The organism is Pseudoalteromonas sp. Isolate6 (assembly GCF_022398435.1).
In the GTDB taxonomy this organism is placed as follows: domain Bacteria; phylum Pseudomonadota; class Gammaproteobacteria; order Enterobacterales; family Alteromonadaceae; genus Pseudoalteromonas; species Pseudoalteromonas galatheae.
In genome coordinates, this window is sequence record NZ_JAKEVK010000025.1 from 24,867 (window position 1) to 39,602 (window position 14,736).

Genomic DNA, 14,736 nt, shown 5'->3' on the forward strand with positions numbered 1-14,736 from the left:
AAGCATGAAAAAATTATTTTTACTTACTCTACTTTGCAGCTCGTTTAGTTGCCTCGCCGTGGATGTCATTGTCAATCCAGCCAATACTTCTACACTTGATGAAAACGAAATTAAGCAAATTTTTATCGGTAAATCAAAGTCATTCTCCGATGGCTCTAAAGCACTTCCGATAACGCAGGCTGATGGCTCGGCGGTAACAGATGAGTTTAATGAAAAGGTGCTTAACAAGTCATCGAGTCAGCTTAAAGCTTATTGGTCAAAATTAGTATTTACTGGAAAAGGGACACCGCCAAAAGAAGCTGCGGATGATGCTGAGGTACTTAAACTCGTTGCGAGTAACCCTAATTTAATTGGCTTTGTATCTTCAGGAGCCGCAGATGGCAGCGTTAAAGTGGTGAAATCATTTTAGAAAGAGAAGAAAGGCCCTTTAAAAGGGCCTTTCTTTAGATTTTGCTATCAATAATTAACATTGCCAGCTTTTTGCTTAGCATTTTCGCTGACTTTGCTTCAGCATTGGACTTAGCCATGTTTTCAAAACTAGACGCTGCTTTTATTTGTGCAGATACATGCGCCTTTTCTTTATCGTTTTCCATGAGTGTTAAGTTCGAGTTGGCAAAAACATAATAAGTGCTGTTTTTCTTTACGTCTTCGAAATCTACGCTAAAGTCAATTTGAAAGTCTGCACTTTGTTTTTCACCCACAACAGTAAGACCTTGCTTAGTCAAGCTTTCGGCTAACTGGTTGCGGATAGACTCCTGCCCCCAAAGCTTTGATGAAATACTAAAAGTTAATGACTGAATAAAATCATTCAGCATTTTGTTTTTGTCACTCACAGAAGTTGGTATGACAATACTGCCGCCGCCTAATTGCCTGTGATATTCGTTTGCTTTACGCCTTTTGGCAATTAGTCGTTTAATTGCCATCGCTTCTTTTAATTTTTCTGAATTGGTCAGTGCCGAAATCGTCGCGTTACTGATCTCTTCATCAAGCTGTCTAATATCAAGCTCAGCGTGCATTCTTGACTCAACCTTGTTAAACGAGGCAAGGGCATAGGCCGTTTTTTGCTCTGAGGAGTAAAACTCCTGCTCAATATTGATCCCCTGTAATTGTATGCTTGGGACTCGAGAATATAAAATCTCATCCACTCGATACGAAAAATCGCCATTAGCCTGGCTTTGAGCAACTTGTGTCGTTCCTTCTATTTCTACATTTAACTGTTTGGCAATCGCCAATCTTGCTGCCTCTTGGGCAGCAAGCTTGGCTTCTGTCCTATCTACAATATGACTCGCTGAACCAACGCCATAAACAAGGTAATCGGAACTCGGCTGCTGTATGGTCCAATTGGGTAAGCTATCTTCCTTTGCAATAGCCTGCTTTGTAGACTGACAAGCAGATAAGCCAAGTAGAATACACAAAGATAACGCTAGGCGCTTAGAAACCATACCCGCTGCGCTCTTGAAGTTTTTGAATTTTCTTCTGTCCATTCCACACCTCTCGGTTAGTCGTCATGTCTATTAGTCGAAGGTCTACTTGATAGAAAGTGACTCGACTGCCACCTTGTTCATCAACAAATGAGTTAATTGTGCCGGATAGTGCATAATCAGCACCTTGTTCTTGACCGATCTCATTACGAGTTTCTAGGCTTGAATTGAGCTCTTGGTCTCGTCTTTCCTCACGAATTTCATCCCGTACATAGCGGTTTGCGACGAAGTCAGCTTGCCCGCTTCGCAATATGGCGCGCTTGAGGTCATTCAAAAAGGTGTCAACTGCAATATGCTGATGCGACTTGTTACGAACAGATTGAATAATGATAGCGGGTCGAGTGCCTTCTTTGGCACGGTGTTCACGTACCCAAGGGAAACCGAGCATATCGCTTATCATTGCTTCAGCAACTAACTGAGAGTCTTTGGCATTCCATTTATCTGAAAGCGCTATTTCTTCATTGGTGTCCACACGACTCACTTTGGTTGTTGAGGAACAACCTGTCATCGCTGCGCTAGACACGATGAGCATCGGGACAACTAATTTAACTGCAAATTTAGGCTTCATGTATTCAGTCCATGTTAGTTAAAGATGATAAATAATGTTGTTTTTCCGGTTCAGCTACACTGGTGAAAGTACGAATGTGGCTGATCAAAGGCGCACTTCGACCCAGCGGAATATCTTGCATGATCACTCTACCAGTTCTCAATTGGGTTTGTAATTGAAGATGACTGGTATCTTTAGGTAATTTCACCCGCGCAATTCGAATCTCTCGCGGCAGTGATTGCCATTGTCTAGTATCTGCCGCTGCTGTAATGGCATTGGTGACAGAAGTTGTCAATTGAGCAAGCCCTGCCAAAAGCGTGTTCTGCTGGATGCCAACTTGCTTTATAGCCTGACTTGCTGTGACTGCTTTTAACACTTCTCGAGAAATAGCGGTGTAAATTTCCATATTGGCATTACCTAGCGCGTCATACAGTGTGAGTAAGTTTACCGAATAAAAGGGGTGTAATTCTGTAAGTTTTTGTCCGTTAGCGAAAAGCGCAACATGTTGGATATTGTTCTTATGAGGTTGTAAATAGGTAACCGATATTCTACTGCCATACTTGAGTGCATCAATGACTCCTTCCTCAACGGCTTTTTGCCATAATTTATCACCGAGAGGTAGGCGTTTAGTGACCGAGCCTAATATCACATCACTAAAGTCTCCAGTTGCGTAGTTTTGGATGAGATCAAATAAACTGGTATCAGCAAACATTAAATTAAACCAAGCAAATTGCGCTTGACGTTCCTCTCGTGTACCCCAGTAGATCGGAGTGATGACAATAGCTTTTGCTTTTTCATCCGTACTTAGGTAAAGATTAAATTCTTTACGTTGAGGCGATACACCGAGACTTTGCACTAATGTAAAGTAGTTTTCTTCTTCATCAGCAACCATTCTATGCAGATCTTTTTGAGCTTGTTGGCTGGCATATTGACCTAATTTATACTGTTTGCTGAAGCCATTTTGGTACGCGCTTGCTGCTCGCTCATATTGGATCCGAGCACTATCTAACTCGCCTTGTTGCTCGTATAAAATCCCGCTTAAATACTGTGCAAATGCATCGTCTTTATACTCGAGTTCACCGCTTATAAATGGTTGCTTAAAAATGGCTTTAAAAACTTGTTCAATTTCATTTCCAGTTTTTTGTTGGTCGATGTAACCACCTGTTCGTTGCTGTAATTGAGCAAGGTATAGGTCAAGCTGTCGCATCTCTATAAGTGCAGAGTCATATAAAGCAACACGATTTACAGCAGATGCGTTTGCCAGCGACACATAATTAAGTGCCATTAACGTGTGGATCATGGGCTTATGAAAAGTGCGGCCAGTGTATTTTTTGTAACTCGCGCCAGTAAAAGCAGAAAAAAGTTGGTCGCTGATGCTTACAGTGTAAGCAGCTTCTATGATTTCTTTTGCGTGGGAGAGGTGTTGATTACTTAATTCATAATGGTGTTGTAAATGAGCTAACATGCCCGATTCAAGGTAATATAATAGCTCGTCACGAGATGAGTTTTTATAGGCATAATCAATGCGTTGTTGAGCCGCAATAAAATCTCCTTGTGCTGCATATTCTATGGCCTGCTTGTTGGCTTTTGGCGTAAGATTGCAGCCGCTTAGAATCAAGCAACCTGTAAAAATTAAGAGCTTTAACATTGGTTTATGTGAATAAAGTTGGAATCGCATTCCTTGCATACTTGTTCTTATAGTGGCAGTGTTGTTTATGTTCAATCATATACTAATAAGCTAAATAGTAAAAAATTGAATTGAAAGTACTAAATTGTTAAAAATCGTTTTTACAATTTATTACTGTTAATCAATTACTTTTTTGATAGATTTTATTCCGTAAATAGGGCAATTAAGGAACCCAACATGAAAGCAAAACAACTACTCATATCAGTGGCCGTTATAGGGATGCTATCGGCTTGTAGTTCAAGTAAAGACGATGCGGCTTCGAGCCCAAGAGTTAATATTCCAGAATGGGTTCTCAATCCAACAATCGAAGACGGAATAGCGGCAGCTGATTGTGTGAAATACTCGGGCAACATTTCAATCGATCAAAAAATGGCGGTTGCAAATGCACGTCTTGCGCTAGCCCAGCAAATTGAAACTCGCGTTGAAGGCCTCGACAAGACGTTTTCGAATCGTAGCGATGTAAATGGGGATACCACCGTAGGTGCAACTTTTAGTTCTGTGTCCAAACAATTGACCAAACAAACATTAAATGGTTCTCGTATTGTTAAAGCAGATGTTATTGATATTTCTGGCGAAGATTATTTTTGTGCGTTGACGACGCTATCACCTGAACAGACCAAAGAGCTTTTCAAAGATTTGATCAAAGAAAGTAAGCGCAGTATAAATCCTCAGGATGAAAAGTTCTTATATCAAGAGTTTAAAGCTTACAAAGCGGAAAAGGATCTTGAGAAGGAAATAGCAAGGCTAACTAATTAAAGTGTGAATTTCACGCTTTAATTTTAAAAGGAATGCTTTATGCGTAAATCAGTATACTCATTTATAGTCATGGCGTTAAGTGCGCTCCCAGGAGCAATGGCAAGTCAAGCCCAGCTTTTTGAAGAGCTGTCTGCGAAAATGTCACGTTGGCAAGCGTCAGAGCCTAGTGACGAAGAACTGAGCGAGTTTGAGCAATATAAACGCCAGCAATTAAGTGAGTTTGCTGATTATGTCGAAGAGCATTTTGATGAGTACGATGCCTTTCGTGATAACGTCATCCAACAGTGGGGAGATATAACGGTTTCTGATCAAGCTGCATTTGTCACCTACAGTGATGATTTATCATCCAGAATGGTTGTCGACTTTGAAGCCAACGAACTGGTGGTCAGCGTTCGGCATGCAGCAGATGAACCAGTATCTCAGGCTCAACTTCTAGCTCTCTATAAGGAATTTATTGCGAAAGACCGAGCAGTAATTGATGTATTTAACCCTGATACGCTTGCAATAGACCAAAGTGAAACAAAGAAACGCGAAATTGATAACGCTGCTCGTGCAAAAGCATTGATTGCTGCGAAAAAACAAATAGATAGTCAATTTGAGCAACAGCAACGTTACATAGAACGCCAGACGGATGAGGCCATCATTGACGGCGAAGACACAAAATTAGCAGAGGCTAAACAGCAAGAACAACAAAAGAAGCTTGAATTACTAAAACAAAAGCGCCTGAAAAAGTTATTAGAAACTGCAAGTAATACCGAAAAAAAAGAACCTACTGTAGTATCTGAAATCGTTATTAAATTACCCAAACAGGCTGAATTTTCTAAACATCGAGCGGAACGTTATGCGAGCCAAGTGAACTCACAAGCGAAGCGCTTTGACATTGAGCCAAGCCTAATTTTTGCGGTTATGCATACCGAAAGCCACTTTAACCCTATGGCAAAATCACACATTCCTGCGTTTGGTTTGATGCAAATAGTACCAACGAGTGCCGGTGTTGATGTAAACCGCATGCTTTATAATCGTGATGAACCAATGTCAGCCCCTTATTTATATGTGACGGATAATAATATTGAAGCGGGTACGGCTTACCTTAATATCCTCGATAAACGCTATTTGAGTAAAATACAGAACCCACTAAGTCGTAAATATTGCATGATTGCGGCTTATAATACGGGAGCTGGCAACGTTGCTCGCGTGTTTAACGCTGATGACTCGAGGTCAATCACGAAAGCAGCAAAGGTGATTAATTCACTATCGCCAGATAACGTTCTAGCAGCGCTAGAAAAGGGTTTACCTTACGATGAAACCAAGCATTATCTGGATAAAGTCTTAACACGAGAAAAGCTCTATATCACGACAGAAGAGGGGGTTGCACTTACATTATAAGTTAAGTGCGTTCAAGGCATCTTCAATATCGTCGTGGCGGAATCGATAACCGGTATCGAGTAGCTTTTTTGGTACTACGCGTTGTCCATACAACAGCAATTCAGACATTTCACCATAAGCCAATTTGAGGGCAAATGGTGGCACTGTAAATAGACAAGGGCGCGAGATAGAACGTGCCAAGGCTTGAGAAAGCTGCTTATTTGAGACTGGGTTAGGTGCTGTTGCGTTAATAGCACCATAGATTTCATCATGTTTAAGAATATAGAGTATGGACTGAATCATATCATCGATATGGATCCAAGACATCACTTGATCTCCTGAACCAATAGGTCCGCCAAATCCAAGTCGGAAGGGTGGTAACATCTTTGCCAGAGCCCCTCCTGACTTTGAAAGTACGATACCAGTTCTTAATATACAGACTCGAGTTTGGGAAGATTCGGCTCTAAAAGCCGTATTTTCCCAATCTCGACACAGTCTATGCGAAAATTCATCGTGACAATCCTTAAAATCTTCAGTGATAGCTAAATCATCTGGCTGACGTCCATAAAAACCAATGGCACTACCTGAAATAAACACTTTTGGCGGTGATGTCGCTGTGTTTATCGCAGCGACAATTTGCTCTGTGATTTTTATCCGGCTATTGTAAATTTCTTGCTTTTTTTTATTACTCCATCGACCATCGGCTATTGGTTCACCCGCAAGATTGATGACCGCATCAAGCTTATTAAAGTCAATATCATCGGTATTTGTGACACAGTTAACTCCGTTGGGCAATAGTGTTGCGGACTTGGAGGGGGAACGAGTTAGAGCCGTGAGATTGTGTTTGTGTATTAAAAACTGACACAGCTTTTTACCAATTAAACCCGTTGCACCTGTTATGAATATATTCATTCTGTATACTCTTTATTGTAATCAAATAAACTTACGTTTTAGCAAGGAGTTAGATCACTCGTTTTCATTATAGGTGGTTTGTTTTAAAATGGTAAAAAAGCAAAAGGAGTGAACTGTGTCTTCACTGACTGGAATTAATAAAACGCTGGTAGTTTTGGCCTCGCTATTTTTAGTGTTAGGAGGTATCAAGCTTGCAACTGAGATTGTCGTTCCATTTATATTAGCTGCATTCATTGCGATTATCTGTAATCCCATGCTCAAGTTTTTGGCCCGCTTTAAGATACCAAAAGGTTTGGCTATTTTGATTGTAATCGCACTAGTGCTCTTAATTGGTGCGAGTATCGGTGGGCTTGTCGGGCAGTCTGTCAATGATTTCTCCAAACAACTACCTACGTATAAAGAAGATTTACAAGAAAAGTTCGTTTGGTTAGTCAGCACGGCGGCAGACTATAATATCTTATTGGATAAACAACAACTCATTAGCATGCTAGACCCAAATAAGCTAATCGATTTAGCCACCAATATGTTGACTGGCTTTGGCGGTGTGATGGCTAACAGCTTTTTAATTTTGCTTATCGTCGTGTTTATGCTTTTTGAGGCACCTTCTTTGAGTCACAAAGTACACCTCGCACTAGACGACCCAGAAATGAAAATGCAGCAAATAGATAGGTTTTTAGATTCTATTAATAGTTATTTGGCGATTAAAACACTTGTTTCATTAGCTACTGGTGTTGTAGCAGCAGTTTTTTTATGGGCATTAGATGTTGATTACTTCGTGCTTTGGGGGGTTGTTGCGTTTTTACTCAACTATATCCCAAATATAGGTTCAATCATCGCAGCGGTACCACCTGTTTTACTGGCTTTAGTGACACATGGACCGTTGGTGAGTGGTATTGTCGCTGTTGGATATATTTGTATTAATACCTTGATGGGTAATATTATTGAGCCGAGGTTTATGGGTCGTGGATTAGGTTTATCCACTTTAGTCGTGTTTCTCTCGTTAATCTTTTGGGGATGGTTACTCGGAACCGCAGGAATGCTGCTTTCCGTGCCGCTTACCATGGTTGTGAAAATCGCTCTTGAAACGAGCGAAGAGGGCAAGTGGTTGGCAATCCTTCTCGGTTCAGAACAGCCAGTTAATAAAACATCTTAATAACACTGAGGCTTGGAAAAGAAAAAAGGAGCTACAAACAGCTCCTTTTCCGAGAATGTTGCTATTTTTGACTAACAGGATTTTGGCTGCAATTAACCGAAGTTCAGGATGCTAAGGTAGCCTAGTACTGTTTTGATCAACAATGTCGTTAGATATTTAAATCTTCTTTCAATACTTTACTGCTTTTAAGTTCGATGATGTGTGCTTTTAGAAATGCAATTTTACAATTTTTATAAGCAGTAGCAGAACGCGTTGCGTTTGGCATATCCAGTAGATATCGCCACCGACAACTGTCCTCCATATATTCTTCCTGGTTGCGAAGAGCACGCTCCATAATTGGCAATATCTGGGTATTGCCAGTGTCAGATTGATACTTCTTGGTGTCGAGCAAGAGCTTAGTGATCCAAGTTTGACGATGGCGTTCAAGTAGGTTGATATTGCTATCAAGACACATCAAGAATTTCTTTGCTTTTTCTGGATGACTTGATTCATGTTTTTTACAGTCCTTTAGCTCGAAGTCTTCCTCTGCAAAAGAAGAAAAAGGTAGTCCTAATACCAACAAGATGCTAATTATTTTTTTCATGGTTAAACTCTATCGTAAATTTCGCACCGCCGTGTTTGGAAGTCCCAATCTGCATTAAGCCATGATAAGACTTCACTAAATCAGAAACGATTGCCATTCCCACACCGTGACCAGCCTCATAAGTGTCTAATCTAGTACCTCGAGTTAATAGCTCTGATCGGCGATGTTCAGGAATGCCAGGACCATCATCCTCTACTTCGATTATAAGTAGGCGTTTTTTAGGTGCACTTACATTTATATCGACCAAGGAATTACAGGCTTTACAAGCGTTATCTATAATATTGCCAAGAATTTCCATTAAATCTGTTTTATCACCTAAAAATGCAACTTCCTCTGCACATTCTGACGAAAATTGAATGTGTTTATCGTGATATACCTTAGTCATGGCATTTAATATAGAGTCTAGTACAGGTTTTACAGATGTTTGTTTCTTCCAAGTATCGGACGCTCCAGTAGCAGCACGTTTCAATTGATGTTCGATCATCACATTAATTCTGTCTAACTGTTCCTGTGCATCAGCATCTTTTGCAAGCGGACTTGATTTAATCACCGCGAGAGGGGTTTTCAACGCATGTGCAAGGTCGCTAAGTGAGGCTCTGTACCTCTCTTTCTGGCGCTTTTGAGATTCCAAAAGTAAGTTTAAGTCGGATTTAATCGTCAATAGCTCGACTGGGTAAAGGCCTGTGATCTTATCGCGCTCACCTGCTTCTATCTCTTTGATTTCTTTATCCAATCGTTGCAGTGGTCGGGCATTCCAGACAAAGCCAAATGCCATCAAGCCGGCTATCACTACACCCATGACCAGCATCCAATTGACTAGGGTATTTCTAAACCCAGACATCAACTCCATCAGCGCATCATTTTTCTTTAAAAGAACAAAGCGAGCTTGTTGAGATTGCTCCGCATTACCGAGAATGACGGTAAGACTGAGTTGCCAGAATAGTACGCCATTATATTCAACTCGTTCAAACTCGGATGCGCCTGCTTGGTTTCCTGAAAAATCAGGTGAAATTGACAAGTTCACTGCAGATTCAGAGTACCAAACTAAAGAACTATCTTGGTAAACCAGCGCATAAGTATCAGAGTTAAGTCTATTTAATTCAGGGGCTAAAATGCTTCGGGGCATTTCAAGGCCGTTTGAAACAAATTCGACTTCTGAGATAAGTGAGTAGAGGTGAGCTTCTAATGTTTTTTCGGTCGCATCGACTAACGAAGAATAGTAAGCCCTGCCCACAGAGAAAAAGAGCGCAGGAAGCGCAATTATAAGCACAAAGACAAGGATAAATCCTTGTCTTATTTTAAGCGAAATTTGAGAGCTGTTTACCACTGATTTTTGAACCTATATCCACGTCCTCTAAGGGTTTCAACAGGGTTCAGAGTGCCATCAGGGTCAAGCTTCTTACGAAGCCTTAAAACAAACACTTCAATGACATTAGAGTCTAAGTCAAAGTCCTGATCATAAATATGCTCGGTGAGCTCAGATTTAGAAATGACTTTTTGAGGATTAACCATTAAGTATTCTAAAACTTTATATTCGTAGGCTGTTAGTGATAGCTCGGTGTCGTTAACCCAAACTTGTTGCGAACGAGTATGGATTTTAATAGGACCAATACAAATCTCAGGGTTTGCTTGTCCCGCACTACGTCTAATAAGTGCATTACAGCGCGCAATCAACTCTTCAACATGAAACGGCTTAGTAAGGTAATCATCAGCTCCTGCATCAAGACCTTCTACCTTGTCTTGCCAGCGGTCACGAGCGGTTAAAATCAAAATAGGGATCTTTATACCGTTTGCACGAGCGCGACGAATGATTTCGATACCATCAAGCTTTGGCAAGCCAAGATCGACAACCGCCATATCTAACGGGTATTCTTCTAGGTGAAATAATCCAGACTCACCATCATGACACAAATCAACGCTATATTTTTCTTTCTCTAATGCATTTCGCAGGTTTTCTGCTAGCTGAATATCGTCTTCGATAACTAAAATACGCATTCTTAGTCCTTATTTACTTCACCTGTCTTTTTGTTCACTTTTAAGTCAACAATTCGACCGTCTGGTTGGAGAATTCTTACCACAAAAAACTGATTTTCTTCAGAAATCTTAAGCGTTTTCCCCGCGTACTTATCAAGTGCTAGAGAAACAGCTTCTTTTTTTGTAATTGTTTTTATATTCTTATCATTGCGGCTATTGGCGTCTGCTACACTCGAAGCGAACGCCAAAATTAACGCTAAGAGAGTGAGTTGCAATCGCATTTTAAGCTCCACAGTTTCATAGATACTAAGTGTCTAAACTTCATAAATCTCAAACAAATTTAGTGCTTTTGTAATTAACCTTTGCTGAACTTAACGTTTAGCAAACTTTTATGGCAGAACTCGTTTGTATGGTTTGACAATACTTGCAGTATAGACGCCTGCGTCGATGTATGGATCTATGCTAGCCCATTGCTGAGCGCTTTCTAAGCTCTCAAATTCAGCAATAACCAAAGAACCGGTAAAACCCGCTTCACCAGGATTTTCCGAGTCAATCGCCGGTAATGGTCCTGCTGCAAACAACCGACCCTGTTGTTTCAACTCTTCCAAACGGGCTAAGTGCGCTGGGCGCGCAGCTAAGCGTTTTTGTAGTGAATTTTCAGCGTCGGTTGAATAGATCATATAAAGCATAAGTATTAGTTCCGGATTAGTTTCTAGGTTATTATTATTTATCTTTACGTATTTTGTCAGCTTTTCAGGGCCGTTTAACAATACTATGATAAAACGGCCTTAATGCAAAAGTAAATGTACGCAGTGTTTTTCAGTGATTAGTCATTTAAACTTGAAAAACACTCAACTTGACTGGTAGAGTCCTTCGATATTTGTAGAAAATAATAATAAGGTTGATTGCAATGAGTGCAAACCGTGAGCATTTTAGCTCCCGATTAGGTTTTATCCTTGCCGCAGCAGGCTCTGCTGTTGGTATCGGTAACCTCGTCGGCTTTCCTGTTTCTGCCGCAAAAAATGGTGGTGGGGCTTTTTTACTAATCTATGCACTATTTGTGGTGTTTATCTGCTTACCTGTCATGATGGCCGAGATGGCGATGGGTAGGAAAGCCCAAAAAGACCCGTTTGGCGCATATAAACTGTTATCTAATCATGATAAAAAGTGGTCGATAGCAGGGTTCTTGGCGGTACTCACGCCATTTATGATTGCCGTCTTCTATATGGTTATTACCGTTTGGATTTTTGGCTTTTTAGCGCAAACAGCTTTAGGTAACTTAGATGTACTCGCCTCCCCGAAGTACTTTGGTACTTTTATCAACGATACCAATGTATTTATCTATATGTTGATAGTGGGTGTCATCGTTAATCTTATATTGGTTGGGGGGGTGAAAGAAGGCATTGAAAAAGCGGCTAAGTTGCTCATGCCTGCGTTATTCGTCATGTTGATTGGTCTTGTCGTATATGTACTTACCCTTGATAATGCGATGGCAGGTGTTCGTTATTATATCGTTCCTGACTTCGAAAAGATGAGTGCGAGTGTGTTGAATGGCGCATTGTCACAGGCTTTCTTTTCGCTATCTTTGGGTATGGGTATATTGATTACTTATGCTTCCTATATTTCTAAAAAAGACGATATTGTTGGCAGCTCTAAAATGGTCGCAATCACGGACTCATTAGTAGCATTCATCGCAGGTCTGATGGTACTGCCAGCTATTTTTAGTTTTAACCCAAATACAGATCCAAGTAAGTTATCTGACTCTTCAGTATCTATGATTTTTGACTACTTACCTAAATTGTTATTGGCGTTACAAGATGATATTGGCTATGTTGGTGCTTCAATCGTTGCAGGAATATTCTTTTTACTAGTTTTCTTTGCTGCGATAACGTCGCTCGTTTCTATTGTCGAAGTGCCTACCGCGACTTTGATGGAAGAAAAGCGTATTTCACGTAAGAAAGCATTGATCATTTTGGCACTAACTACAGGTATTCTAACTGTGCTATCTACTATGTCTTTTGGAATGGTGGACTGGCTTACAAGCTTCATAAACTATGGCGATGCACAGAAGAGCTTCTTTGACCTAATCTACGACGTGTTTTACGATACGATTTTACCGCTGAACGGCCTGTTGCTGTGCCTATTCGTTACTTATCGCTGGAAAAAATCTGGTTTGAATGAGGAGCTTGCGCAAGGCTCAGAGGGATATATAGGCAGCTTTACCGAGAAATATATCAACTTCTCTCTATCTACGTTCATCCCTGTGATCTTGTTAGCTATTTTCATCAACACGGTTGCAACCAAATATTTTGCATTTAGTATCTTTGGCTTCTAGCTAAGGGGTGCTCATCCTGAAAATGAAGGCATCGGCGTATTGTACGCCGATGTTATTCTTTACTAAGCCACTAAAATTTTACGCCGGAGTCTAAGTACTGCCCAATTCCTATTGTAAACATCCAAAGTCCCCATAGGCTATGCTCTAACACACATACCGCAAGTGAGCGGCTGTGCGCGTAGGTATAAGAAAATAGTAGTCCTCCAACAAAAGATAACGCTACGGCTATCCAGTTGTCATACACGCAGTGAGCGAGTGCAAACACCAATGCACTTAGCAAAACTCGGTTATTTTTATTCGGTAAAATCCTTTTATAGCGATGAAAGAAGTAGCTCCTAAAAATTAACTCTTGTGGTAATACGGAAAGAATAGGGTAAGCAATTAATAATAATAACCAGTCGCTGGGCGAATTGAGCGGCAGGGAAAACCAATTTCCTTGACTAACCAAACCATAGAGCATAGCTGAAAACATCGCGCCCGCGAAAAAGGTAGTAAATAACCGTTTTTTGACTGACGAAAACTCTCCCAAGGTGGTTAACCTAAAGCGTTTGAAATGGGGATCGGTTAGTAATAAATGGGTACAGACTGCCATTAAAATGATCAGTGCTGGAAAAAGCCAATTGTTGAGGTGATCACGGAATTGATAAGCGATAATGGGCAGGATAAAGAATACAAATACGAGTTCACACCACCGGTATTGGCTTGCGTTCAAGGTTGGTTCCCCAAAATATTTGACGGCTACTAGCCGCTATAGTTAGCTCTCACTCGTTAACTATAGCAGCTGCAGATGAACCTTGAATGGTTACTCTTCAGGTAAATATTTTTGAATTTTAAACATGGTAAAGAGCAGTGCAACGAAGGTGATCCCAATTAGACCAAAGACTTTAAAGTTCACCCAAAAATCAAGAGAGAAGTGGTACGCAATGTAAAGGTTTAGGCCAGCGATGAAGAAAAGTAATACCGCCCAAAATAGATTTAATTGGTCACAGTCTTTGGCTGGTAAATCAATATCAATCTCGCTTTTTTCCTTCTCAGCAACTGACTTTAACACGCCTTCGAGTGCACCTTTTACTAAGTTTTTATTAAACAGGTACCTAGATATGAGTAGTGCCGCACCTAAAATGGCATAAATAATAGTGGCTTTCCATTTTATAAACTGCTCATCATGGAAGAAAATCGTCATCCCACCAAGGATCAATGCAATGGCGAGAAAAATCCAATGACGTTTTGCGACTTCGCGCTTAGTGATGTATTGGTGTGCGACCTGTATAAGAGAGGCGATGATTAGCACTCCCGTTGCCCAAAAAATATCGACAAACTTATAAACCGCAAAAAATAAGATGAGCGGTAAGTACTCAATTAAAAATGACATTTTTTATCCTAACAAAGTTGGTTGTAAGGGTTTTACCAAGATACGGAGAGAACATCAACATTGACTTTCTTTGATGAAACCCATAGCCTGCAGCGCTCATTCAATGGTTCAGAGGTATTTGCATGAATAAGAGCGATTTAGTTACAAAAATGGCGGAAATTAGTGGATTAACGAAGAAAGATTCACAGGCGGTGTTAAATGTCATTTTGCAGGCCACTAAAAAGCGCTTGTCAGAAGGTGATCAGATGCAAATCAATGGACTTGGGACATTCGTGTTAAGTTATCATCCTCCAAAGCAAGGGCGTAATCCTCAAACAGGTGAGACCATCACCATTGAGGGACAAAACAAGGTATTGTTTAAGCCTGCTAAAGCACTTAAAGACAAATTATTGTAAATCGATCCCAGCTTGTTGCAGCGAGTTGAACCGCTGCAACAGTGTAGTTTCTGCAAAAATATACAACCACCTCTTGTTCTCATCATTTTGTGTAATCGTCAATTTTTACCTTCGGGACGAATGTATCAAAACTAAATAATTGTATTTTTATCAACAAAAGCCTCTTTGTGTAATAC

At 40.5% G+C, this 14,736-nt stretch carries 17 protein-coding genes; 6 read left to right on the top strand and 11 right to left on the bottom strand.

What is annotated here, in order from left to right; translation table 11 throughout:
• Positions 1 to 4 precede the first annotated feature (4 nt).
• Entirely contained in the window at positions 5 to 409 is a 405-nt protein-coding gene (locus L1D50_RS05845; RefSeq protein ID WP_128726370.1) for a phosphate ABC transporter substrate-binding protein, read from the top strand.
• A gap of 34 nt (positions 410 to 443) precedes the next feature.
• Here L1D50_RS05845 and L1D50_RS05850 read toward each other — a convergent pair whose 3' ends face one another.
• Genes L1D50_RS05850 through L1D50_RS05860 form a run of 3 tightly spaced genes read right to left on the bottom strand, consistent with a single transcriptional unit; the run spans position 444 to position 3,676 of the window.
• Complete coding sequence (locus tag L1D50_RS05850; protein ID WP_235956548.1) at positions 444 to 1,484, bottom strand: hypothetical protein; 1,041 nt, start codon at positions 1,482 to 1,484, stop codon at positions 444 to 446.
• Positions 1,432 to 2,049, bottom strand: coding sequence for a penicillin-binding protein activator LpoB (locus tag L1D50_RS05855; protein ID WP_138523921.1), 618 nt, complete (start codon positions 2,047 to 2,049; stop codon positions 1,432 to 1,434). The genes L1D50_RS05850 and L1D50_RS05855 overlap by 53 nt, the downstream gene beginning before the upstream one ends.
• 4 nt (positions 2,050 to 2,053) lie before the next feature.
• Positions 2,054 to 3,676 (bottom strand): hypothetical protein, encoded by a 1,623-nt coding sequence (locus L1D50_RS05860; protein WP_239965683.1) that lies wholly within the window; start codon positions 3,674 to 3,676, stop codon positions 2,054 to 2,056.
• 216 nt (positions 3,677 to 3,892) lie between these two features.
• Here L1D50_RS05860 and L1D50_RS05865 point away from each other — a divergent pair, with 216 nt between their 5' ends.
• Entirely contained in the window at positions 3,893 to 4,471 is a 579-nt protein-coding gene (locus tag L1D50_RS05865; protein WP_128726372.1) for an LPP20 family lipoprotein, read from the top strand.
• 39 nt (positions 4,472 to 4,510) lie between these two features.
• The gene (locus tag L1D50_RS05870) at positions 4,511 to 5,857 is read left to right on the top strand and encodes a murein transglycosylase domain-containing protein (RefSeq protein ID WP_239965684.1); all 1,347 of its coding nucleotides are present in this window, start codon (positions 4,511 to 4,513) and stop codon (positions 5,855 to 5,857) included.
• Here L1D50_RS05870 and L1D50_RS05875 read toward each other — a convergent pair.
• Complete coding sequence (locus L1D50_RS05875; protein WP_128726374.1) at positions 5,852 to 6,748, bottom strand: TIGR01777 family oxidoreductase; 897 nt, start codon at positions 6,746 to 6,748, stop codon at positions 5,852 to 5,854. The two genes, L1D50_RS05870 and L1D50_RS05875, sit on opposite strands and share 6 nt — an antisense overlap.
• Positions 6,749 to 6,863: 115 nt before the next feature.
• Here L1D50_RS05875 and L1D50_RS05880 point away from each other — a divergent pair, with 115 nt between their 5' ends.
• Positions 6,864 to 7,901: an AI-2E family transporter gene (locus tag L1D50_RS05880; protein WP_128726375.1), complete on the top strand. Its 1,038-nt coding sequence runs from the start codon at positions 6,864 to 6,866 to the stop codon at positions 7,899 to 7,901.
• Between the two features lie 148 nt (positions 7,902 to 8,049).
• Here the strand turns inward: L1D50_RS05880 and L1D50_RS05885 are convergent, their stop codons facing one another.
• The 5 genes from L1D50_RS05885 to L1D50_RS05905 form a co-directional block, all read right to left on the bottom strand.
• A complete protein-coding gene (locus L1D50_RS05885) occupies positions 8,050 to 8,484 on the bottom strand; it encodes a hypothetical protein (RefSeq protein ID WP_128726376.1) in 435 nt (144 codons plus the stop codon).
• On the bottom strand, positions 8,468 to 9,811 hold the full coding sequence (locus L1D50_RS05890; RefSeq protein ID WP_128726377.1) for an ATP-binding protein: 1,344 nt from the start codon (positions 9,809 to 9,811) through the stop codon (positions 8,468 to 8,470). Before L1D50_RS05890 ends, L1D50_RS05885 begins: the two co-directional genes overlap by 17 nt.
• Entirely contained in the window at positions 9,805 to 10,479 is a 675-nt protein-coding gene (locus L1D50_RS05895; RefSeq protein WP_128726378.1) for a response regulator transcription factor, read from the bottom strand. Before L1D50_RS05895 ends, L1D50_RS05890 begins: the two co-directional genes overlap by 7 nt.
• Before the next feature lie 2 nt (positions 10,480 to 10,481).
• Positions 10,482 to 10,739 (bottom strand): PepSY domain-containing protein, encoded by a 258-nt coding sequence (locus L1D50_RS05900; protein WP_128726379.1) that lies wholly within the window; start codon positions 10,737 to 10,739, stop codon positions 10,482 to 10,484.
• 108 nt (positions 10,740 to 10,847) lie between these two features.
• Positions 10,848 to 11,147, bottom strand: coding sequence for a YciI family protein (locus L1D50_RS05905; RefSeq protein ID WP_128726380.1), 300 nt, complete (start codon positions 11,145 to 11,147; stop codon positions 10,848 to 10,850).
• Between the two features lie 221 nt (positions 11,148 to 11,368).
• On the opposite strand from L1D50_RS05905, the gene L1D50_RS05910 reads away from it, so the two are divergent.
• Positions 11,369 to 12,793 (top strand): sodium-dependent transporter, encoded by a 1,425-nt coding sequence (locus L1D50_RS05910; protein ID WP_128726381.1) that lies wholly within the window; start codon positions 11,369 to 11,371, stop codon positions 12,791 to 12,793.
• Between the two features lie 70 nt (positions 12,794 to 12,863).
• Here the strand turns inward: L1D50_RS05910 and L1D50_RS05915 are convergent, their stop codons facing one another.
• Positions 12,864 to 13,505, bottom strand: a complete 642-nt coding sequence (locus tag L1D50_RS05915) for a CPBP family intramembrane glutamic endopeptidase (protein WP_239965685.1) — start codon at positions 13,503 to 13,505, stop codon at positions 12,864 to 12,866.
• A gap of 90 nt (positions 13,506 to 13,595) precedes the next feature.
• On the bottom strand, positions 13,596 to 14,165 hold the full coding sequence (locus L1D50_RS05920) for an inner membrane-spanning protein YciB (RefSeq protein ID WP_128726383.1): 570 nt from the start codon (positions 14,163 to 14,165) through the stop codon (positions 13,596 to 13,598).
• Between the two features lie 122 nt (positions 14,166 to 14,287).
• Between L1D50_RS05920 and L1D50_RS05925 the strand changes: the two genes are divergently transcribed.
• Positions 14,288 to 14,560: an HU family DNA-binding protein gene (locus L1D50_RS05925; RefSeq protein ID WP_128726384.1), complete on the top strand. Its 273-nt coding sequence runs from the start codon at positions 14,288 to 14,290 to the stop codon at positions 14,558 to 14,560.
• The last annotated feature ends 176 nt before the right edge of the window (positions 14,561 to 14,736 follow it).

Excerpts from the sequence above, each read along its gene's own strand:
- L1D50_RS05845 (WP_128726370.1), top strand. The coding sequence starts at position 5 with ATGAAAAAATTATTTTTACTTACTCTACTTTGCAGCTCGTTTAGTTGC.
- L1D50_RS05850 (WP_235956548.1), bottom strand. The coding sequence starts at position 1,484 with ATGGACAGAAGAAAATTCAAAAACTTCAAGAGCGCAGCGGGTATGGTT.
- L1D50_RS05855 (WP_138523921.1), bottom strand. The coding sequence starts at position 2,049 with ATGAAGCCTAAATTTGCAGTTAAATTAGTTGTCCCGATGCTCATCGTG.
- L1D50_RS05860 (WP_239965683.1), bottom strand. The coding sequence starts at position 3,676 with ATGTTAAAGCTCTTAATTTTTACAGGTTGCTTGATTCTAAGCGGCTGC.
- L1D50_RS05865 (WP_128726372.1), top strand. The coding sequence starts at position 3,893 with ATGAAAGCAAAACAACTACTCATATCAGTGGCCGTTATAGGGATGCTA.
- L1D50_RS05870 (WP_239965684.1), top strand. The coding sequence starts at position 4,511 with ATGCGTAAATCAGTATACTCATTTATAGTCATGGCGTTAAGTGCGCTC.
- L1D50_RS05875 (WP_128726374.1), bottom strand. The coding sequence starts at position 6,748 with ATGAATATATTCATAACAGGTGCAACGGGTTTAATTGGTAAAAAGCTG.
- L1D50_RS05885 (WP_128726376.1), bottom strand. The coding sequence starts at position 8,484 with ATGAAAAAAATAATTAGCATCTTGTTGGTATTAGGACTACCTTTTTCT.
- L1D50_RS05895 (WP_128726378.1), bottom strand. The coding sequence starts at position 10,479 with ATGCGTATTTTAGTTATCGAAGACGATATTCAGCTAGCAGAAAACCTG.
- L1D50_RS05900 (WP_128726379.1), bottom strand. The coding sequence starts at position 10,739 with ATGCGATTGCAACTCACTCTCTTAGCGTTAATTTTGGCGTTCGCTTCG.
- L1D50_RS05905 (WP_128726380.1), bottom strand. The coding sequence starts at position 11,147 with ATGCTTTATATGATCTATTCAACCGACGCTGAAAATTCACTACAAAAA.
- L1D50_RS05910 (WP_128726381.1), top strand. The coding sequence starts at position 11,369 with ATGAGTGCAAACCGTGAGCATTTTAGCTCCCGATTAGGTTTTATCCTT.
- L1D50_RS05920 (WP_128726383.1), bottom strand. The coding sequence starts at position 14,165 with ATGTCATTTTTAATTGAGTACTTACCGCTCATCTTATTTTTTGCGGTT.
- L1D50_RS05925 (WP_128726384.1), top strand. The coding sequence starts at position 14,288 with ATGAATAAGAGCGATTTAGTTACAAAAATGGCGGAAATTAGTGGATTA.